The following is a 19,869-nucleotide window of genomic DNA, read 5'->3' on the forward strand; positions in this document are numbered from 1 at the left end:
AAAACTAAACGTTGTGGCAAGAAGCCTTGCTCTAAAGCGATTTATCCTACGTAAAAACGTCTACCCCATAGGCCTCTGTTTTTTAGTTTAAAAGCTAAGATCAAAACCTAAAAAGAAAACCCGAGACTGGTAAAAGTGTCGGGTTTTTAATGGCTAATGGCTTTACAAAAGCTAGAACTTTTCGTTCAAGATTCGTGAGGTGATGATAAGGTTACTTTCTGCTATTTTTTACTTCCTTAAAAAATGCAGCCAATTGTTCGATGTCTTGATTTAGTTCGTCAATGTCAGGCATAGGCACTACACCTGCATTAGCTGGGTTATCGTGGGCATCAAGGAAGCAACAACATTTGTCATAGATGGCAGTAATAAAAGCTATTTCTGACTCGCTAATTTTCAACAGCTTAGCGATCATCGTTACTCGGACATCTCTACTGAAACGTTGAACAATATCGCCAATTAGCCACTCTTCAATGAGTCGCTCTAAAGTGGTTCGCAACTTCCCATAGACGTATCTAGCTTTCTCTTTATAGTCTTCCTCTATGAAGTTCTCTAAATCTTTACAGTATGCTCTTAGAGCATCAACTTGCTGGCGTAGGGAAGCTATTCGTTCTCTTGTGGACGTTACATCCCATGGTAGACGGCCAACAGGGAAACCAGAATATGGGCCTCTCTGAGCAATATGCAATAAGTTAAACGAAGTCTCTGTTGCTGCTTCTCTCAACATGACTAGAAATGGTAAATCGTGAGTTAATACAATTACCTGGCGGTGCAGAGATTCTAAGGCTATCCGTTTTGCAAACAACCTACGCCATTTGTGGTCTAGTGAGTTTACAGGGTCATCAAAGATAATTGCTGACTTACGATTATCGATTGTTAACTCGGACATAAAGCCTGCCAAGGCAATACATTTTTGTTCACCCTCACTGGCTATATCTGAGATCTTTGTAGAGGTTATATTCGAAATAGCCAACTTCAACTTCTGCTCACCTGCTGAACCACGAGTTTTAGTTTCGACAGGAAAAGATTTAAAACCTAATGCTGACAACTCGCTTTCAAACACAACTTTTAACTGACCGATTGCACCTGCATTACTAAGTACCGATGTAAACGAAGTTACTCTCGTGAGTACAACACTAGCTAGAGCATTTTGAAACATCTGAAAAGTGTAAAGTCTGTTGATCTCATTTAAGACGGATTGTTTTTGTTGGCGTATTGTTTGTCTATCCTGTAACTCCAACAGTCGTGAGTTCTTCTCTGCAAGCGATCTAGCTAATGAACCATCATCGGCCACGCTTTCAATCTTAGCTTTGAGAGAATCCAACTGTGCTTTCAACCAGCTTGGTACACTAAGAATTAGCGGCGGCTGGATAAAACATGGAGTGGTAGCTAGGACAGATTCTCTACGCTTGGTTAGTTGGCCCATCAGTTCACCTAAAGCAGCCATCACTTCAGGTTTTATGGCTTCGATTTCAGTTAGAATTCCAGCGAAGGGTGATAAATCGAAAGATAGGTTTTGAATAAACTGTATACGAGCTTGATATGCTTGAGTTGCTTTTTGAGCTTCAACTTGAGACTGATCTTGTAAGTAATTGTGGAATGCCTTCATACGTTCAGCTGTTGCAGAATCTATAACCTGTAAACAAGTCGGGCAATTCTCACCTGCAACTGGAGGGAAGGAACCATTTTGACTAGTTATAAAACCTTCAACATGCCTCCACATTTGTTTCCAAACTTCAGCACCAATTCCCCCAATAGGTAAACCTGTGAGAGTCGTTCTCCTTATGGTTTCTGCCGCAGCAACTTTAGATTTCTGTTCATCATACAATCGTCCTATTTCGCTCAAGTTGCCGTCACTAAGCTGAAATACCAAATTATTAATGAATTTATATATGGGTTCTCGATGACCGTACTTACCTGCAAGTTCCTTTTTCAATTGATCTGGCGTTTTACCTGTTAACTCGACAATTTCTAGCTTTAAGGGTTCTATTTGAGCTATTTCCTCATCTGTTGCACAGTGAGAGTCTAAAGTTGTGGTTGATTCTGCAATAGGCAAATTATTTAGTGACTGTACAAACGCATTAACTTTAGTCGATGGGTTATATCCAAATATCGGGTGCGGTGCTGAATGATGCTTCTGTTCACCTAAAAGTCTTCTTTTCACCTCAAGACAAACACTTACTAGCTCATCAAGTAACTTGAGTTCTGCTGGTTTGTACTCAACGCTATCTTCTTTGGATATGTAATGTACTGCTGACTTAGAATCAAAAATACGAATGGACTTTAACTCTGGACTTTCATCTCCATCTTTTTCCCAAACAAAGGGGGTAGGTGCGCTACCTGCTGTATTAAAATTTAGTGTAGCTTGAGGTTTTTCAGTTGATGGTTTGAAAACATTTGTAAGGATATTAGGGACATCGCCACGAGTTAGACACGCGCTTTTTAGGATTTTTGCATAGCTAGATTTACCTGCACCATTGTCCCCATAGACGACTGTTAAACCATTAGGGTCAAAGTTAAGGTTTTGGTCTGGTACAAGAGATGAAACGTTCCGAACCATACCGACGGAAAGTAGATTTATAGGGTGTTCTTCAACGCCGAACCCCATTACTCCCACTGGTGATATATTTGATGGGTAGATCTCATCTTTTTGTAAGAGCCCAAACTCCATCTTTGCAAGGTTATATAAGACATCAACAAATTCAGGTTTGATCTCCCCATAACCTAAAGCTAAGCGTATAGCGTGACGCCACCAAAGTGGCTTTCCGTCTTGGTTTACCCATTCTACAACCTGTGCAACTTGTGACATTTTCAAAAGCCTATTTAAATTATGAGATAAAATAAATGGGGTCAGAGTAAACTTCCTTTCCCCCTAAACCACCCTTTGCCCACAACCACACTCATTGCAACTTAAGGTGTAGGTTTCCTTGCTCTTCCTCACTCTTGTACTCTTGCTCTTGCACTGTGGGCAGGCTTGCTTCATCGGCGTGTTTTTAGTGCATTGATTGCAGTGTATGTAATAGCCAAATTTGCCATGCATTGGGTTGTAATTCGTTGATTCTCCGCAATGTTTACAGCGTAAAACTATCTGCATTGTTTGGCTTTTCTCAGTTGTTTCTTGTTGCTCAGGTTCTGCTACTGCTTGTTGAGTAGACGCTGTGTTGGCAGCTGGTGTTACTGGTGTGTTTGCTAGTGGTGTGGTGCTTTGCTCGGTCGCTGTTTGGCTTGTTTCTGGTGCAGCCGCAATCGGTGCGATATGTTGCTTGATAAGAAATGAAGCGACAGACTCTAGCTCTTGTTGATTGAAAGCTGGGCGGGTATCGCTGGTATTTATAAACCGAGCGAGTTTACTTTTTAGGTTCATCACCTTATCGAGTTTCTCTACCAGAAACTCTGATTTTATTAGCTTGTCTGATACGGCTTTGGGTATCGACTTTCTATCAATGATGGCGTCGCTGGATACTGCACACAGATGATCCCAGCATCGACCTTTGAAGCCTTGCTGTTTGACGCCTAACAATTTGCCTAGTATTTCACTGCGATGATGCATTAACAGTTCAAGTAGTAAGGCTTGTTGCAGTTCAACTTGCTTGATGGGCGAGGGCATGCCTTGCCACTTGTCAGTCTTGCCTTGATTGATGCTTAGGCTGCGCGTCCATTCCTGATGTTGATTGACCTTTACCTGACCTCTGATGCTCTTCGATTCAATGAGAATAAAGCCGTAGCTATACACGATGAGGTGGTCTATTTGCGCGACTTCGTCGTTAAAGCGGAACTTAAAGTCGTTAATCACCAACACCTGAGGATGGTCTTTAAAGGCACGGCGCAGAAAAAAGGCGACGTTTTGTTCTTGCTGTTGGCCAGCAATCGCTTGGGGGGATTGAGCGTTTTGTACTGATTTGGTTTTTAGAATCATTTATCAATCGCATCCATTCTCTGCTTGAGTCTTTTCGTTAGGTAAGCGTTAGCAGTCTGATAAAAATCAGCTTTATAATACATAGCCTTAGTATAAAAAAGCTACTGAAAATTCGTCGATTATCCTTCCATCGTTAGCAACGCACCTCATGTCACATAAACTTAGAATAAGTGACACGGTCAGTGGTGTTGCTCGCAATTAGGTTGTGCGCAATTTAATTGTGAGGTATGGTTACGCCATATGAGTGTAATGCCTGCCGATAACAGGGATTAACTCACCCCAATTAATCACCTTTAGTAATAGGAAATACCATGAACGCAGTAATAAAGATTGGCCAAGGGGCGATGATTTTATTCATGACACTAATGAGTAATACAGCGAGCTATGCCGCCACAGTATCCGAAGCGGAGGTGGATAAATCAGACACTAAAGTGGTGAATATTGATGAAACCAGTTTTAGCTGCATCCGCGACATGACGCCAGTGCGTCACTTTTATGTTGATAATCTGCTGGGTAATATAGAAGGCACATTAGCTGCTGCGAATTCGCCTGAGGGCGCTATTTATCCCACAGGCTCTGTGGTGCAACTGGTGCCGACCGAGGTAATGGTTAAGCGTGAGCCTGGCACCTTTGTGGCAACCAATGATTGGGAGTTTTTCGAGTTAGAGGTCGATGAGAGCGGCTCTAAAATTGCAAAGCGCGGTTTCGTTGATGTGGTCAATCGCTTTGATGGCAACTGCTTTGCGTGTCATGTGCCAGCTAAAGAGAAGTGGGACTTTATTTGTGAGTCTGGCCATGGCTGCGAACCTATTCCTATCGACCATAAAATGACAGGCGCATTGCAACGCTCAGATCCACGTTGTGGTGATACGGCGTTGGAGTCTGGTGATACTATGGCGCTGATAAAACTTAAGATGATGGTTGGTGCAGGTTTGACCAAAAAGTGGTTTGAAGACCTGTTCTAATACCATTAGGCAGTATGTGATAGGCGATTAATCACAGCAACTCACCTTAGGCATAGATTTTAATCTATGCCTAAGGTTAGGTGACTACAATGTGTGGTTAGATGCTCGACTTCAACCATTAACAGAGGGATCTACCTGCATGGATACACAACATTCAGCACCTACTCGCCGCATGCCTTGGGTGGCTATTGGCGTCGTTATCTCAATCGTGGCCATATTTGGGTTGCTATTAATGATGATGCCTAAAGGGTTTAAAGCGACTCATGAGCAGATAGGCACAGGTAAGCCTGCGGTGGTGTTTGTGTATGATCCTAATCTTGCTCTGAGTAACAGCCAGACCGAACAGATGAACGAAGCGCGTGCGCACCTTGGTGATAAGGTATTATTTTTGTTAGCAAGAACGGGCACACCAGAAGGGCAGCAGTTGATTGCTAAATACAAGGCTGGGCCCGCTGAACTGTTGCTGTTCGATCCTGCCGGAAACCTCATCAAGAGACAGTTCGCGGTGAGCGATGCCAATCAGCTAATGCGTTGGGTACGTTAACGGCCATAGGGCTAGTGTCTCGCTGCGAATAAGTCACCAATAATGTAAAGCCCTGATAACTAATGTTGTCAGGGCTTTTTTGTGTAATGCGGTCCACTTTTCTATAGCAAAATGAAAGGTTTTTGTTTTTTTGCGGGTCTATAGCGAAAAAATAGGAGTCTATATGTCTGCGTTACTTAAGCCCATTAGCCATAATCTGAGTTTGTTAATTGCCAGGGGGTTACTGGGTTGTTTTTTATTCTTAACCGCTATGACTCGCTTTACCGCGGGGGATGCCATTTACTTCAATAAACAACTCACGGCGATTAATTTGCCAGATATGCCTTGGCTGTCGGCAGTATTGGGGGGAATACAGCTGCTGGTCGTGTTAGCGCTTTTGCTGCCTCAACAGAAGTGGAGCCAGGTTACCCTGTACGCTTATGCTGTGCTTGCGACCGTGCCCTTATTGATGCTGTTTACCCATCCTGTTTGGATTGACGCACTTGGCGGTTTTCCTGCAATTGGCGCCGGACAAGGGCTAATAAAATATTTGGCAATTGTGGCCGTGACACTTTATGTGGCCTCTCATTATGGCGATCACTATCGGATTAAGCGCACGGCAACAGCCTTGCTTGCGGCCGGTATTATTTTAGTCATGGCATGGATTGGTACGATGAAGTTTACTCAAATTGAAGCTGATGGTATTGAAGGCTTGATGAGCACCAGCCCATTGTTTAGTTGGATATATGCCATTTTTAGTGTGTTGCATGGCTCATACTTTATCGGTGTCATTGAGCTCATTGCCGTCTTGGGCATATTGCTGGCCTCTTGGTCTCGCACTGCTTATGTGTTGGGGCTTGCCGTCGCCGCCTTGACGTTTGCAGCGACTCAAACCTTTGTTATCACTTTGCCCGCTTACGAAACCAGTTTGGGTTTTCCTGTGTTAACCGGAAGTGGCCAATTCATTGTTAAAGACTTAGCCCTACTGGCGGCGTGTATTATTTTGTACGCAAGGCTAACGACTACACATGTGCAGGCTGAATAAGTGTCATCTCATGTTTCCCTGCAATGTGGCGAGACTGTTAGGTGATCACGGTCGGTAAACGTAGCGCGTAAACAGGCACACTCCCGCGGCAAAAATATAGAAAATTTGTAGTTGCTCGACAATTGGAAGTTGCGGGAATTCGCTGTTATTAATCACGCTCAAGCTGGTTAGTAGCAGTAATAACGTGGCTAACAATAAACACTGTGCCTGCTTGGTGACCAATGAGGTGTTGAGCGCGCTCGCCGCATAAATACTACTCCAGCCGATGATCGCCCCTAAGGCCACATCAATGGGCCAGTGGGCACCAACGGACACTCTCGACAGTCCAACAAGGACGGCTAATGAGAGCAATAATATCCGGCTCAATTGTCGTGTTGATGAGAGAAAAACGGTGCCAGCGAGTAAAAATATGGTCGCTGTATGCCCTGAGGGAAAGCTATTGCTATGGCGCGCGTCGCCGACGATATGCAGTTGCGCTAACAGGGAGGCTGGACGTGAAGCATCAAAGTAGTTTTTAAGAAGATGGGTGGCAGCGAGGCAGATAATTGCTGCCAGCATTACCCGTAATATCCAAGCTGGTTTAAAGCATAGAATGATGATTAACAAGCTCCCAGTAACAATGCCATTACCTAGGTCTGTGATACTGGCAAGCAGCGCCGGGCTAAAGTGCTGGCTCGCCTGATTAATGTGTAAGAATAAGCTGTGGTTAGTGCTTTGCTTCATCATGAGGACAAATCCGCAGACCAAAATAAACAGCACCCATAAAAAGCCAGATTCACGCTTACTTTGAAGGAGAAAGGTTTGGTGGTGATTTGTGTGTTGTTGCTCGAAGCTTAGGCTTAGTGGGTTCATTAGGTGCTCTTGTTAATTCAGCTTGCTCCTATTTTATGATTGGCTGAGTGAAAGAAATGTCACTGTGTTCTGACCGATTGCAAGTGAGTGGTAGCGAACGCGCTGGGCTGGCACTTAATCGTCTATGTTATCCCCAAATCACTCTTGATGCTTTGCGACTCTGTGCTTAATTAAGTGACGGCTCAGGTGTCGGTGGCTGCGAAAAAGTCGTTGTTGAAAAGCGCTGGGGTGTTAAAATGCGCCCCTCATCGTTGGGCCTGACAGATGGCGTTCTATTCAGCTCTTGTCTGCCTACCTACTATTTTCCATTACTGATTAGAGTGTCTATGAAACGGATTTTGTTGTTATCCCTGCTTGCCTTATCCTACCAGGCTGTCGCCGTTGAACCCTTGATTCACACGCCAAAAGATATGGAGCCTACTTGGGTCGACGATATTCTGGATATTTTCGGTGCTGACGGTGAGTTTGATGAAAGCAAACCTATCGACATGAGTTACCTGCCAACGGCTTATTACACGCCAGAGAAGAAGTTTGGCGTTGGCCTGTTGATGGTGGGGCTATACAAAACCGACGGGGCCGCGAGTGATGAGCAGCCTTCATCTTTGGTGTTGAATTCGTTTGTATCGATGAACAATTCCTATGGCGTTGAAGTGGAAAATATGACGTTTTTCAACGGCGGTAAGCAGCGCTTATTATTGGGGATGGAGTTACATAACGAAGCGTCTGTGTATTACGGCCAGGGGATTGCCGCCGGCGATATCGACAGTAATCATCATGAGTTTGATGAGCAGCTTTACAGCTTTACACCGCGCTGGATGACTGAGGTGGCGGACAACTACTTTTTAGGTGTCGGGGCCGACTTTACCTACGCCAGTGCCGATAAGTTAACCTCGGTTGATACCGATCTGCCTATACCATCTGATGCTATTTTGCCTGATAATTTTAGCTCAGGTGTGGTGCTGACCAGTATCTATGACTCTCGTGATTATCGACTTAATGCCACTAAAGGCTGGTTATTTCAGCTTGATGCTGGGCTTTATCAAAACAGCGAGTACTCGACATTTTCGACCTATAATCTTGAGCTGGCCAACTATATTGATTTGAGCTCGACATCACTACTTAGCGGCGCCCCAGGGCTTATCGCTTGGCAAGTGCAGGGACACTTCACCAGTGGCGATGTGCCATGGAACATGCTGCCAGACTTAGGTGGTTCAAGTGCGATGCGTGGTTATATCAAGGGTCGCTACCGTGATGAGCAGATGATGATGGGACAAGTTGAGTATCGTCTACCTATCTTCCAACGTTATGGCATGGTCTTTTGGGGGGGCGTGGGGAGTGTGGCCTCTAAGGTGAGTGAACTCAGCGATGAGCTGATGACCTCTTATGGCGCTGGTTTTCGTTTTAAAATTAAAGACAACATCAATTTACGCCTCGATATCGGTGTGGGTGAAAACGAAACCAACTTTTACCTCAACGTGAACGAAGTGTTCTAGGCATGATGCGTTTATCTGCCTGCATGCTGGGCTGTGTGCTCGCGTTAACTTCGGTGTTGGCGTTTGCTGAAGATGCTTTGGTTGATAAGGCCAAAGTATCGGTCAGCGCTGCGCCTGTATCATCTCAAGCTCTGGTTAAGGCATTGGCGCCCCAGTGCATGCGTCAGTCAGATTACAACATTTATCTTAGCGGCATCCATACAGGTACCATGAGCCGAACCGAAACTTGGCACGGGAAAACGGCGGTGGTGACCTCTCATAGTAAAGCCAGTATTTTAGGCATAGGCACTGAGTATCGTCAGCGGGCAGAGCTCTCTTGGTCTACGACAACCCATGAGTGGCTTACCAATAAGTTTCACCAGCAGGTAAGTGGTTTTCGCGCCAGAGACTTACAGGCTACGTTTAGTGCTAATGGTCGCGAGTCTCGGGTCAACGTAGACGGAGATATCGAGCATTATCACTCTTCCGCAATCGCACTGCGTGACGTGGATACGTTGGCGATTCAGATGCGCCACCTCTTGCTGCAAGGTCGCCAGCAGTTTGCCTTAATCAGACAAGCGTCAGATGCCATAGAGCCTTATCAATATTATGTGCAAGCTAAGCAAACAAAAACGATAGCGCCCTGGGGAAAACTCTCGCTTATCCCCGTTGAGCAAACTGGAGCCGAAGACGTGACCTACTATTTCGCTCCTGAGCTAGACTACCAACTTATTCAAGCGCGTTACCATGGCATTGTGTTGCAAGGCCTTATCGCGCTAAATCACTATCATTCTACTTGTCAGTAATGGCAAGTACCTACTGTTAAGTGTTAACGGATGAGATAAACCTGTGCTCTCTAATCTAATATTGAAGGTACATAATCAAAAAAGCCGAGTGTTGATTCACTCGGCTTTTTATTAGCTTGGCTGAAGCTTACGGCTTTAAGATCACTTTTACCGTGTCGTCTAGATCTGCTTCGTCGATGTAACCAACAGCATTAGGGGTAGAGGCGACGGTTGACTTCATTGCCGCCGCGCTGCTAACTGTCGCTGGTGGATTACCTTTACCGGTAAATACCTGTTTTGACCAGTAGGCTTTCAATTGCGCATCGCTCTTGCGTGTCACTTTGTCGTGGAACTCAGAGCGAGTAGCGTTACCTTCATCAAGTTCAAAAGGCACAGAAGAAGATGAACCTTTACCGAGGAAGAGTTTCTTGGCATCAGAGGCTGAAATATCGCTGGTTCCTGGGGCACCAATTAACACTACAGCGGCTTGTGCTGAAACCATGCTGCATAGGCTAAGCGCTACGATAGAGAGTAGTTTTTTCATTGTAGCGCTCCTTAAAATACTACGTCGAATTTAACGGTATACACAGTGACATCGTCATATTCTTGCAATACATTGCTTTGGAATCCACCTGAAGTGTCGCCAAAGTTGGTAGCGTAAGTCACATCAAACTTCACCGCGAGATTGTCCAGTGCATCCCAGCGCAGACCACCGCTGTATGAGGTACGTTGGCCGTTGAACAGTGCCGCAATCAGTGCGCTGCCCTGACTGAATACAGGTCTTTGGTCATCATCTTGTGACTCATAATAGGCGGCAGTCACATATGGTGTAAACGCGTTAATGCGGTAGCCTAACGTGATATAGCCAGAATCAGAGTCGGTATATTGGCCATCTACTTCGGCTCGAGTCCATTCGGTGACAGCGAGGAACTCCCCGTTGTCATAGCTTGCGCCCACGCCTGTAAAGGTGGCTTTTTCATTGTCGAGCGTTAATAGTGGTACTGATGCTTCGATAGAGATTGGCAAACCAGTGACAGGGTCTTGCGACGGAATTGTCACAGAGCGGCTGATGGTGCCATCTAAGGTTGATTGGCCGTATACGGCTCGTAGGGTCCAGATCTCATCGGTCCATGTTAGGTTGGCGCCGAGTATATTTTTGATATCTGTGCCTGACTCTTCAGATTCACCGCCAAAGGCTTGCACCGTTAACGTAGAGTCATCAAACTCAAATTCATAGCTGACATCACCACCGGTATAGGTTGTAAAGGGGACTGAGCCATAAACTTCTTCTGGTGGACGCGCAAAAGGCTGGGCGTAACCCACATCTAAGTAATCTGAGTACATAAATAGTGGCACACGTAGTTTACCGCCGCGCAGCTGTACTCCGCCGTCAAAACGATGCGATACGTACGCCCACTCTGCTTCAACATCCCAATCGTTTTCGCCCTTCATCATGAGCTGCATTACGGCTTGGGTGTTGTCGGTGATCGCGAAGGTCGCTTGGAAGCCTAGCTTACTCTCTTCGCTAAAATCGGCAGAGGTGCTTGAGCCCATATAGCCAGAGTTATTGTCTGCAGAGACATAGGCTCCGCTCATAAAACCATTAAACTTGAATCTGTCTGTTAAGCTGGCAGTTTGTTGTTTTTGCAAGGTTTGCACCTGCTGCTCTAGTTTTGCTATCTTCTGCTCATTGGTTTCTTCTGCAGCAAAACCTTGTGCGGATACCAGCGAAATAGATATCGCAAACGGCAGTGCTTTAAGCGCCGTATTAAAGGTATGTCTTGTGTTCATCATATGCTCCCGGTTGATCTATTTTTTGTATTAATCGATTAAACTTTAAATTGGTCGGTGATGGTGGTCAGTTGTTTGCTGACCCCTTCGATGTCGTAACTGATGCCACCGAGTTCATCGGTAGTGGCTTTCACTTTTTGAGCGTTACTTTCAATTTCAGCGACGTATTGCTGTATTAGCACAGAGGTATTGTGTTGCTCCTCTGTGGCAGCCGCTATCTGTTCATTGACCACTACGATCGCGCTAACCTTGTCCGTAATGCTCACCAATGCATCGCCCGCAAGCGACGTACTCTGCACCCCTTCATCGGCGGTTTCTATGCCACGCTGCATCGCTTCTACCGCTTGGGTTGAGGTTGAGCTTAGCTCTTGCAAAACCTGCTGGATCTCTTCTGTTGAGGATTGGGTGCGCGATGCGAGCGTTCTCACTTCATCGGCAACCACGGCGAAGCCACGTCCCTGTTCACCTGCTCGTGCTGCTTCAATGGCCGCATTAAGCGCCAATAGGTTAGTTTGCTCGGCAATACCGCGGATGGTGCCTAAAATCGCATTCACATTGCTAGTAAAAGCGTCCAGTTGATTAACAACAATGGCAGTGGCTTTTACTTCATCGGATAAGCGGTTAATGGTGGCAATGGCATTTGCCACAACGGTTTGACCACGCTGTGCTTCTTGGTTGGCATTATCGGCCTCTGACGCGGCATTCGTGGCGTATTCTGCAACGTGTTCAACGCTGACAAACATTTCACGCATCGCATTGGATATCTGATCAACCGATTGAGACTGTTCGGTGACGGTGATTTCGCTGTTTCTGCAACTGTCTAGCAGTGTCGTCGACACCTTACCTAGGCTTTCTGTGGTTCGTTGCGTGTCGGCAATTGAGGCTTGCAGTTTAGTTACAAACTGATTAAACCAATGAACTAATACGGCAATTTCATCTTTACCGTCATATTGAATACGTGAACGCAAATCCCCTTCACCTTCGGAGATATTACGCAGTGAATCAGTGACATTATTGAGGGTGACAATAATAGAGTTATTGACAAAATAGCCCACTACGATCAGGAAAATAGACGCGACAAGACCTATGGTTAGCATAGATGTTGATGCGTTATCGGAGCTTTCTAACGTGTTTTGAATTGATTGCGCAAATTGCTCTGAAAAGTCGAGTTGCTTAGCGTTAAATTGCTGAAGCAGCTTATTATAGCGCTCAGCATTTTCAGCGGCTTGGTTTTTAATCACATTAAAATCGACATCATCTTTAAGAAACTCATTAACCAAGCCTTTGGCTTTTTGATGATAAACCTTGAGATCATTGCTCATGGATTGAGCTTGGGCGGCCTCGTTAGGCAGTAGTCGAGCGATGTCATTTAAGTTATTAACTATCTGTTCAACCATCTTGTCGACGGTGACTAGCGAGTCCTCTTCGCCTGTCGTCACTGCCGATTGAATATTTTGGTCGAGCTGAATAATTAAGCCTTCATTGATAGTTGCCAGCTTTAATACCGGAAACAGCTGAGTGTTAACGTAGTTGAGGCGCTCGGCGTTATCTTTAACGCTTTGATTATTAACTACTAATGAGAAAATAAATGAAGCAATTGCCACCAGAGTTAATAGTACTATTCGATGTTTAATCTTTAACTTGTTTAGTTTCATATTCTAGCCTTGGCTGCCTACGGCGAGTAAAACGATTGCACAACACTACTGGCTATAAAATTGATAATGATGATAAACCCAGCTGTTCATCCATTACCTAGCCCAATGCAAAAAACGAGAGACTTCCGTGTGTAGGAGGCTGCAAACTGCATACTTTCCTAATTTTGCGTCCAATAATTAAAAAGTGCACTACATAGTAACTAGTCGATAACTGTGCTTTAAGCAACATTATCCCTATGATTACTAATGATCATTTTTAGATCCGTTAACGTGAATTTAGAGTGAAGCGCCCGTGCAATAAACGGTGCTATAGAGTTGAATTGGAGCTTTCCTTGAATGACATCTGACTTAACATTGGTGTGCTGCTGGTAAGTCGTTTTGGTTTCCTACCTGAGTTATCTACTCGTTGTGCAATTCCAAGCCGTTATTAAACCTTTCTTAACGCCAATGGCGTTAGGGGCTCTTCGGTTTAAATTGATCAGTATCAATACCAATCACTCGGCAAATCCTTGCCCTGAGTTACTGCAATAATGCTGAATTAGTTAACTCAACACTCATTTTGGTAACAATATTAACATCCAGAGTATAAGGCCAAGGTAATCAAGTGTATACAGATGTATCACGTTTTTTTGCTGAAACACCGTGGCAAATCTCGATTTTACTAGGCATCTAACATCCCTAGGTTGAGTTTAAGCTTGGTTTAAGTGTTAAGGTCGATCATGTGGATGTAACAAGCATAACGATTAATCAACCTCGACGCGGTTAGCGTCTGTTGAGAGCAATAAGACAATAAAAAGGAGAGCACGCGTGAAGAGATTCGTCATTGCAGCCCTGTGTATGTTTATGCCTATGAGCATAGCCGTCGCAGAGCAAAGTAAAACCCTTTCAGTGGATCTGTTGTGGCAACTGAGCCGCATTGCTAGCCCAGTTATTTCTCCTAATGGTGAGATGATTATTGCGCCAGTCACTGAGTATGACGTACCCGAGGATAAGGGGAGCACACAACTGTGGTTGTTTGACCATGAGGGTAAGTCTCAACGTCCGCTGACGGCTAAAGGACTGCGAGTCAGTGAGCCTGTGTTCTCGCCTGATGGCAAGACCCTCGCTTTTATCAGTAAGCGTGATAAAGATGAAGTCGGGCAGGTGTATCTGCTGCCAATGAGTGGCCCAGGTGAAGCCCTGCGATTAACCGATGTGCCCAGTGGGGTGAAGGGGCTGAAATGGGTCGGCGAGCATATCTATTTTATCAGCGCGGTTTTTCCTGGCAAAAACTGGCAAGAGACAGAGGAGCAATTGAAAGCCGATAAAGATAACAAAGTCTCTGCCCATCAATGGAATGCCTTGCCTTATTCAAGTTTTGACCATTGGCTCGATGAAGACAAGCAGGCGCACGTGTTCCGCATTCCTGCTAAGGGGGGCGATGTTGAGCCCATCACTCAACCGCTCAAGAAGCAATTGCCTCGTTCGTCCCAGAGTGCGGCTAGCTATGATATAGACGTCAATGAGCGCTGGATCGCTTTTAATGCCAACGGCTGGGATAACCAAGTCGATGCCAAAATAGATATTTTCCTTGCAGCCATTGGTAGCGGTAAGGTGGAGAATCTCACCGAACAGAATAATGCGCCAGATTCAAATCCAACCTTTAGCCCAGACGGCAAAACCTTAGCGTTCACTCGTCAGCTTATCCATGGTTTCTATGCCGACACCGCCAAATTGATTCTGTTGGATATGAAAAAGCGCACCGAGACAGTGCTAGCGAAGGACTGGGATCGCTCTGTTGCCCGTTTTATTTGGACACCCGACAACAAAGGGTTTTACGCTTCGGTGGATGACGCCGCTACGCGACGCATTTTTCATATCAATGCCAAAAACGGCAAAATAAAAGCCATTACTCAGGCCACCAACTTTGGTAAGCCTACTATGGCCAACGATGGTACATTGGTCGCGGCTAACGATAGCTTTCTCTACCCTGCACGGGTGGTGAAAATTAATACCAGCAATGGCGAAACGACCCGTTTAGATCAGTTTAACGATGATATTTTGGCTGATGTCGATTTGGGTACCTATGAATCGGTGACCTATAAAGGTTACAAGGACCAAGATATTCAAATGTGGGTGCATTACCCACCAGGGTTCGATCGCAGTAAAAAATATCCATTGATGATGCTAATCCATGGCGGTCCGCACAACGCTATTTCTGATGGCTTTCATTATCGCTGGAATGCACAAACCTTTGCCTCTTGGGGTTATGTAACGGCATGGCCTAACTTTCACGGTTCCAGCAGTTTTGGCCAAGAGTTTGCCGATAGCATTAACCCAGACTGGAAAAACAAATCCCTTGAAGATGTGTTTAAAGCGACCGATTGGTTTACGCAGCAGTCATGGATAGATGACGAACGTTTAGTGGCGGGCGGTGCCAGTTATGGTGGCTATTTAACCTCGATTATTCTTGGTCAAAAACATCCATTTAATGCGCTATTAATCCACGCCGCGGTATATAACATGTACTCGCAGATGGCGGCCGATTTTGCGGTACACAGTACCCGTTTTGGTAATTACTGGGAAAAGCCAGAGATCTATCAATCAATCTCACCTCATTACGGTGCGGCCAACTTTAATACGCCGACGTTAGTGATCCATGGGCAGTTGGATTATCGTGTCCCTGTGGGGCAAGGCTTTGAGTTGTTTAGAACCTTGCAGACCCGGGGAGTTGAGTCAAGAATGATCTATTTTCCTGATGAGAATCATTGGATCATGAAGCCCAATAACTCCATCTATTGGTATAACCAAGTCGAGCAGTGGATGACACGATTTGCAGAGCCAGGGGCTAAGTAAGCGCCAATACGGTATTGCAAAATAAAAAAAGGCTGTCGATAAGGGCAGCCTTTCTGTTTTATCCCTAGGTGGATAATGGATTGTCGCTATTTTTGCAGTTGTGCTTTGGCTGCTTCAACTTTTGAAAAATCGAGGCCAAGCTCGGTAACGGCTTCTTTAATCAAGGCCGGGTTTTGCATGACCAAGGCCATTAACTGCTGTAGTTTTTCTGGTGCGATACCTAGCTGACCAATCACGCCCATTGCCATGAGTGGATTGTCGGTCAATGCTTGGAAAAGTTCGTTGATCTTCTCATCGCTAACATTGTGCTCTTTTAAAATGGCAATAATTGGATTCATCGCAACGCCTTATTGTGTTGTAAAGGTGAAATTGGCGCTGATTTTACCACAGAATGTAACCGTTAGTAGACTCAGTGGTCACTCCTAACATTGGTGGATTACGCCAATAAAGGGTAGATTATTAGTGTGGATTTTTGAATAGCCAGTTTTATAGAGGCAATAACGATGTCTGATCAATTTAACTGTTGGCAATGTGGCAAAGCGCTTGAGGGGGTTATTTTACCTCTTTCTCGTCGTGAGGCGTGTGCAGAGTGTCATGCCGATCAACATGTCTGTAAGATGTGTGTGTGTTTTCAGGACTCTGGTAGAGGAGATTGTAAAGAGGAGCGTGCTGAGTGGATCTCTGACCGAGAGCGGGCCAATTTTTGCGACTACTTCAAACCCGCTACGGGCGTATACAGTAAAAGTGGTCCGTCAGCCAATGAGCAGGCTTTAGCTGAATTAGCGGTGCTATTTGGCGATGCGCCAACATCAAGTAATCAGGCAGAGGAACAACCTCAAGAACGGCCGAAAACTGCGGCTGAGATTGCTGAGCAACAATTGCGAGATTTACTTGGCGGGTGAGTTTCATTGCACCACTTTCAAACTGTTATAGGGCTAATAATGACTATTGTTAGCCCTGCTATATTGCTGCTGAACCTAGACTAAAGACGCGGATCGGCGTTTTGACTCTGAACCTTTCCAATCACGGTGATCTCGCTAAGGGTTGATAAGGTGCCCCACTGTTGAATGGTCATCATATCTTTGACTTCTTGCGCTGCAAAGCCTAAACGCAAACCATCTTTTTTATACTCATTAGGCAGGTTACTGGGCAATATTTTACGGCCATCATCAGTCAATATACCCCAAAATCCGCCTTCTAAATTAATTCGTCTCACAGTGCCTTGGTTCATCATGACTCCTTTTTGTGGTGAGTGCGGCTTAACCACGGCTTGCATCCCTGTATCATCTGCGTGTTGTCTATCACCAGCGATTTCAACGGGTTTAGCCGGAGCGGTGAGCTGTGACCGATTATCGCTGACGTCGGTGCTGTTGGCTGGTTTGGACTCAGTGGCATCGTTGCAACCAGTAAGTATTAATGCGCATAAGGATATGCACAGAGGGAGAGAGGCACGCATCGAAACTTTCCTTTCGTATTGATAGTCTTGAGGGTTACTGTAGCAGAACTTACCTTAAAAAGCCGAGACGTTAGTGAGCGCTCTAAAGATCTCGGTAAGCAGTATATTTTGCCAATAGTGTCGCAGTTTATGGAGTGCTATCCAGACGTAACGCCCTATCTTTATCTCAATGATAATCTAGCGAATATTGCCGAGTCTGGCATAGATATAGTGATTCGTTATGGTGAACTGGCTGACAGTAGCCTTATTTCGCGGCGTCTCGCCTCGAGCCGACGGGTATTGTGTGCGTCGCCAGAGTATTTAGCGCGTAAAGGCACACCGTTGACGCCGCAAGCTTTGACTGAACATGACTGCTTAGCCATGCTACGTAGTAACGAAGCGCTAAAATATTGGCATTTTCAAGCCAATGATCAACGTAAGTCGGTGACGGTTATCCCCACGAGGTTTTCTGATGACGGTGAAGTGATCCGCTATTGGGCCTTAGAGGGGGCGGGCATAGCGCTCAAGTCACTGATCGATGTGCAGCAAGACATCAAGGCCCAGCGTTTAGTGACAGTGTTGAACGGTTATATGAAAAACTTCAGCGCTGCCACCACAGTGTCAAGTACCGACCTTAATGTGGTTTATTTGAGTCGCCAATATCAGCCAAAGCGGATTCGTTTGTTTTTAGACTTCTTGTTTGAGCGCTTTGAGCAACGCTTAAATCAATAGTGGTTAAGGCGTTGCGCTTATTTTTTATCGCAACGCCTTATCTTAACTATTACGACGATGCGACAGCGCGTTCAGTGGGCATCGCTCGCTGGGTAAAGTATCGCTGAGTTTCAGCTAGAATCACATGGCGTAAACCAATAATGGCGATAAGATTGGGAATGGCCATTAGGCCATTAACGGTATCGGCCAGCATCCAGATAAGGTCCAGCTGAATAAATGCGCCGACTGCAATGAGGCTAAGAAACGTTAACTGGTAAAGCCTAACACCACGTTCCCCAAGGCGAGTGCCCGTTAAATAGTACCAGCAGCGCTCACCATAGTAGTGCCAACCTAAAATGGTGGTAAAGGCGAAGCAGACTAGCGCAATGGTAACCACGTATTGACCTATGATGGCTGATCCGCCCGATGCAAACGCCGCACTGGTCATTGCAGCCCCTGCAGCATCGCCATTCCAGACGCCTGTGATAATCAGTACTAGCCCTGTCATGGTGCAGATTAAGATGGTATCGAAAAAGGTACCTGTCATACTGACCAAGCCTTGTTCAACGGGTTCGTTGGTTTTTGCGGCTGCAGCGGCAATTGGCGCACTACCAAGGCCTGATTCGTTTGAAAACACCCCGCGTGCGATCCCTATTTGTAGTGCTTGAGCGACGGTGGCCCCTAAAAAACCACCAGCGGCGGAGACTGGAGTAAAGGCAGAGTGCAGGACAAGTTGCAGCGCAGGAATGATCTGTTCGCTAAAGGCGATTAAAATCCAGGCGCAAGCCAGTACGTAGCCCAATGCCATAGTGGGCACTAACTTCTGCGCCACGTTGGCGATACGCTTTACACCACCTAGTGTCACGGCGGCCACCAATAGCGTCAGCACTAAAGCAGTTACCCAAGCTGGAATATCAAAAGCGATAGTCATGGCGTCACTGATAGCATTGACCTGAGCGAAGGTGCCAATACCAAAAAACGCGACGCCAACACCAAAGACAGCAAACAGTTTGGCTAACCAGCCAAGACCGAGCCCCCGTTCGATATAGTACATAGGACCGCCAGCAATATTGCCGCGCGCATCTGTGGTACGGTATTTAACAGCGAGCATACATTCAGCATATTTAGTTGCCATGCCAAAGAAGGCGGCTAGCCACATCCAAAATAGCGCGCCGGGGCCGCCAATTTTTATGGCCGTTGCCACGCCGACAATATTGCCCGTTCCAATGGTGGCTGACAGGGCGGTGCATAGCGCGGCAAATGAAGAGAGATCACCCTTACCGCTGGCGGGTTTAAATAAAAGCGATAGCGCCAAAGGAAGTTTGAATACTTGCAGTAACTTTAGCCGCAGTGTCAGGTATAAACCTGTCCCCACCAGCAGACAAAGGGTAACAGGGCCCCAAACAATGGCATTGATGTCGCTCAGTAGCGCGTGAAAATTCATGATATTCCTCGAATATTAAACAACAAAATTAATATGGAGGAGGAAAAGAAATGGCTGAGATATGGCGCTGACGAATGGCGTCGACAAGGTATTTTGCCATACAGATGGCAAAAGTTAGGCGCAGCGACAAACGACAGTGACTGAGGTAACGCAAGGCGTTACAACAACGTCAGTCATCCTCTCCTCTGTCCTTTTGCCTGAGCGTTTCGCGCAGCTTGATAAATTAATACTGCACTTTCGCCTTCGGCGCCGTGATGACATAAACGCTAACGTTGCGATATGTTCACAGTCTCTCCAGAGGCTCGTCCAGTAACAGTCCTCACCATAAAATGGCACCTGAAAGAGTGCTTTGCTTGCTAATCAATGGTTAGCGATAACAAAGTTGCCTCGTCGGTGTGGGGTTACTCCCCACTCTCCTGCTACCTTCATCCGAACGGATCTCC

Annotated in this window: 17 protein-coding genes and 1 riboswitch; of the genes, 8 read left to right on the forward strand and 9 right to left on the reverse strand. The window is 45.8% G+C overall.

Annotated elements, in window-relative coordinates:
* Window positions 1–211: 211 nt before the first annotated feature.
* Window positions 212–2,806 carry an AAA family ATPase gene (locus L876_RS0104450; protein ID WP_037427955.1) on the reverse strand — a complete coding sequence of 865 codons (2,595 nt, stop codon included), beginning with the start codon at window positions 2,804–2,806 and terminating at the stop codon, window positions 212–214.
* A gap of 63 nt (window positions 2,807–2,869) precedes the next feature.
* Window positions 2,870–3,913: a nuclease-related domain-containing protein gene (locus L876_RS0104455; protein ID WP_028762694.1), complete on the reverse strand. Its 1,044-nt coding sequence runs from the start codon at window positions 3,911–3,913 to the stop codon at window positions 2,870–2,872.
* Window positions 3,914–4,224: 311 nt separating this feature from the next.
* On the opposite strand from L876_RS0104455, the gene L876_RS0104460 reads away from it, so the two are divergent.
* The 3 genes from L876_RS0104460 to L876_RS0104470 all read left to right on the forward strand — a co-directional run bounded on the left by L876_RS0104460 (window position 4,225) and on the right by L876_RS0104470 (window position 6,446).
* On the forward strand, window positions 4,225–4,878 hold the full coding sequence (locus L876_RS0104460) for a hypothetical protein (protein WP_028762695.1): 654 nt from the start codon (window positions 4,225–4,227) through the stop codon (window positions 4,876–4,878).
* 139 nt (window positions 4,879–5,017) lie between these two features.
* Entirely contained in the window at window positions 5,018–5,422 is a 405-nt protein-coding gene (locus L876_RS0104465) for a hypothetical protein (protein ID WP_028762696.1), read from the forward strand.
* Window positions 5,423–5,585: 163 nt separating this feature from the next.
* On the forward strand, window positions 5,586–6,446 hold the full coding sequence (locus L876_RS0104470) for a DUF417 family protein (protein ID WP_037427957.1): 861 nt from the start codon (window positions 5,586–5,588) through the stop codon (window positions 6,444–6,446).
* 45 nt (window positions 6,447–6,491) lie between these two features.
* Here L876_RS0104470 and L876_RS22265 read toward each other — a convergent pair whose 3' ends face one another.
* Window positions 6,492–7,298 carry a phosphatase PAP2 family protein gene (locus L876_RS22265; protein ID WP_051412921.1) on the reverse strand — a complete coding sequence of 269 codons (807 nt, stop codon included), beginning with the start codon at window positions 7,296–7,298 and terminating at the stop codon, window positions 6,492–6,494.
* A 326-nt stretch (window positions 7,299–7,624) separates the two neighbouring features.
* On the opposite strand from L876_RS22265, the gene L876_RS0104480 reads away from it, so the two are divergent.
* Both L876_RS0104480 and L876_RS21080 read left to right on the forward strand, forming a co-directional pair.
* On the forward strand, window positions 7,625–8,791 hold the full coding sequence (locus L876_RS0104480) for a BamA/TamA family outer membrane protein (RefSeq protein WP_028762698.1): 1,167 nt from the start codon (window positions 7,625–7,627) through the stop codon (window positions 8,789–8,791).
* 2 nt (window positions 8,792–8,793) lie between these two features.
* Window positions 8,794–9,576, forward strand: coding sequence for a hypothetical protein (locus L876_RS21080; protein WP_028762699.1), 783 nt, complete (start codon window positions 8,794–8,796; stop codon window positions 9,574–9,576).
* Window positions 9,577–9,703: 127 nt separating this feature from the next.
* Here the strand turns inward: L876_RS21080 and L876_RS0104490 are convergent, their stop codons facing one another.
* The 3 genes from L876_RS0104490 to L876_RS0104500 are packed head-to-tail and all read right to left on the reverse strand — an operon-like array spanning window position 9,704 to window position 13,001.
* Window positions 9,704–10,099, reverse strand: a complete 396-nt coding sequence (locus tag L876_RS0104490; RefSeq protein ID WP_028762700.1) for a type 2 periplasmic-binding domain-containing protein — start codon at window positions 10,097–10,099, stop codon at window positions 9,704–9,706.
* An 11-nt stretch (window positions 10,100–10,110) separates the two neighbouring features.
* Window positions 10,111–11,346 carry a hypothetical protein gene (locus tag L876_RS0104495; protein ID WP_037427959.1) on the reverse strand — a complete coding sequence of 412 codons (1,236 nt, stop codon included), beginning with the start codon at window positions 11,344–11,346 and terminating at the stop codon, window positions 10,111–10,113.
* A 38-nt stretch (window positions 11,347–11,384) separates the two neighbouring features.
* Window positions 11,385–13,001 (reverse strand): methyl-accepting chemotaxis protein, encoded by a 1,617-nt coding sequence (locus L876_RS0104500; protein WP_028762702.1) that lies wholly within the window; start codon window positions 12,999–13,001, stop codon window positions 11,385–11,387.
* A gap of 837 nt (window positions 13,002–13,838) precedes the next feature.
* On the opposite strand from L876_RS0104500, the gene L876_RS0104505 reads away from it, so the two are divergent.
* Window positions 13,839–15,836 (forward strand): S9 family peptidase, encoded by a 1,998-nt coding sequence (locus L876_RS0104505; RefSeq protein ID WP_428829714.1) that lies wholly within the window; start codon window positions 13,839–13,841, stop codon window positions 15,834–15,836.
* An 86-nt stretch (window positions 15,837–15,922) separates the two neighbouring features.
* Here L876_RS0104505 and L876_RS0104510 read toward each other — a convergent pair whose 3' ends face one another.
* The gene (locus tag L876_RS0104510; protein ID WP_028762704.1) at window positions 15,923–16,174 is read right to left on the reverse strand and encodes a DUF2999 family protein; all 252 of its coding nucleotides are present in this window, start codon (window positions 16,172–16,174) and stop codon (window positions 15,923–15,925) included.
* A 165-nt stretch (window positions 16,175–16,339) separates the two neighbouring features.
* On the opposite strand from L876_RS0104510, the gene L876_RS0104515 reads away from it, so the two are divergent.
* Window positions 16,340–16,738, forward strand: coding sequence for a hypothetical protein (locus L876_RS0104515; protein WP_028762705.1), 399 nt, complete (start codon window positions 16,340–16,342; stop codon window positions 16,736–16,738).
* Between the two features lie 80 nt (window positions 16,739–16,818).
* Here L876_RS0104515 and L876_RS0104520 read toward each other — a convergent pair whose 3' ends face one another.
* Window positions 16,819–17,292, reverse strand: coding sequence for a hypothetical protein (locus L876_RS0104520; RefSeq protein ID WP_028762706.1), 474 nt, complete (start codon window positions 17,290–17,292; stop codon window positions 16,819–16,821).
* Between the two features lie 27 nt (window positions 17,293–17,319).
* Here L876_RS0104520 and L876_RS21085 point away from each other — a divergent pair, with 27 nt between their 5' ends.
* Window positions 17,320–18,003 carry a substrate binding domain-containing protein gene (locus tag L876_RS21085; RefSeq protein WP_248674476.1) on the forward strand — a complete coding sequence of 228 codons (684 nt, stop codon included), beginning with the start codon at window positions 17,320–17,322 and terminating at the stop codon, window positions 18,001–18,003.
* Between the two features lie 49 nt (window positions 18,004–18,052).
* Here the strand turns inward: L876_RS21085 and L876_RS0104530 are convergent, their stop codons facing one another.
* A complete protein-coding gene (locus L876_RS0104530; RefSeq protein ID WP_028762707.1) occupies window positions 18,053–19,426 on the reverse strand; it encodes an alanine/glycine:cation symporter family protein in 1,374 nt (457 codons plus the stop codon).
* 175 nt (window positions 19,427–19,601) lie between these two features.
* Window positions 19,602–19,734: riboswitch (glycine riboswitch) on the reverse strand.
* Window positions 19,735–19,869 lie beyond the last annotated feature (135 nt).

This window comes from Shewanella colwelliana ATCC 39565, assembly GCF_000518705.1.
Classification (GTDB): Bacteria; Pseudomonadota; Gammaproteobacteria; order Enterobacterales; family Shewanellaceae; genus Shewanella; species Shewanella colwelliana.

Bases quoted from the DNA above. Each gene is read 5' to 3' on its own strand.
- L876_RS0104470 (WP_037427957.1), top strand. From the start codon at position 5,586: ATGTCTGCGTTACTTAAGCCCATTAGCCATAATCTGAGTTTGTTAATT.
- L876_RS0104455 (WP_028762694.1), bottom strand. From the start codon at position 3,913: ATGATTCTAAAAACCAAATCAGTACAAAACGCTCAATCCCCCCAAGCG.
- L876_RS0104515 (WP_028762705.1), top strand. From the start codon at position 16,340: ATGTCTGATCAATTTAACTGTTGGCAATGTGGCAAAGCGCTTGAGGGG.
- L876_RS0104495 (WP_037427959.1), bottom strand. From the start codon at position 11,346: ATGAACACAAGACATACCTTTAATACGGCGCTTAAAGCACTGCCGTTT.
- L876_RS0104500 (WP_028762702.1), bottom strand. From the start codon at position 13,001: ATGAAACTAAACAAGTTAAAGATTAAACATCGAATAGTACTATTAACT.
- L876_RS0104510 (WP_028762704.1), bottom strand. From the start codon at position 16,174: ATGAATCCAATTATTGCCATTTTAAAAGAGCACAATGTTAGCGATGAG.
- L876_RS22265 (WP_051412921.1), bottom strand. From the start codon at position 7,298: ATGAACCCACTAAGCCTAAGCTTCGAGCAACAACACACAAATCACCAC.
- L876_RS0104530 (WP_028762707.1), bottom strand. From the start codon at position 19,426: ATGAATTTTCACGCGCTACTGAGCGACATCAATGCCATTGTTTGGGGC.
- L876_RS0104460 (WP_028762695.1), top strand. From the start codon at position 4,225: ATGAACGCAGTAATAAAGATTGGCCAAGGGGCGATGATTTTATTCATG.
- L876_RS0104520 (WP_028762706.1), bottom strand. From the start codon at position 17,292: ATGCGTGCCTCTCTCCCTCTGTGCATATCCTTATGCGCATTAATACTT.
- L876_RS0104480 (WP_028762698.1), top strand. From the start codon at position 7,625: ATGAAACGGATTTTGTTGTTATCCCTGCTTGCCTTATCCTACCAGGCT.
- L876_RS21080 (WP_028762699.1), top strand. From the start codon at position 8,794: ATGATGCGTTTATCTGCCTGCATGCTGGGCTGTGTGCTCGCGTTAACT.
- L876_RS0104490 (WP_028762700.1), bottom strand. From the start codon at position 10,099: ATGAAAAAACTACTCTCTATCGTAGCGCTTAGCCTATGCAGCATGGTT.
- L876_RS0104465 (WP_028762696.1), top strand. From the start codon at position 5,018: ATGGATACACAACATTCAGCACCTACTCGCCGCATGCCTTGGGTGGCT.
- L876_RS0104450 (WP_037427955.1), bottom strand. From the start codon at position 2,806: ATGTCACAAGTTGCACAGGTTGTAGAATGGGTAAACCAAGACGGAAAG.
- L876_RS0104505 (WP_428829714.1), top strand. From the start codon at position 13,839: ATGTTTATGCCTATGAGCATAGCCGTCGCAGAGCAAAGTAAAACCCTT.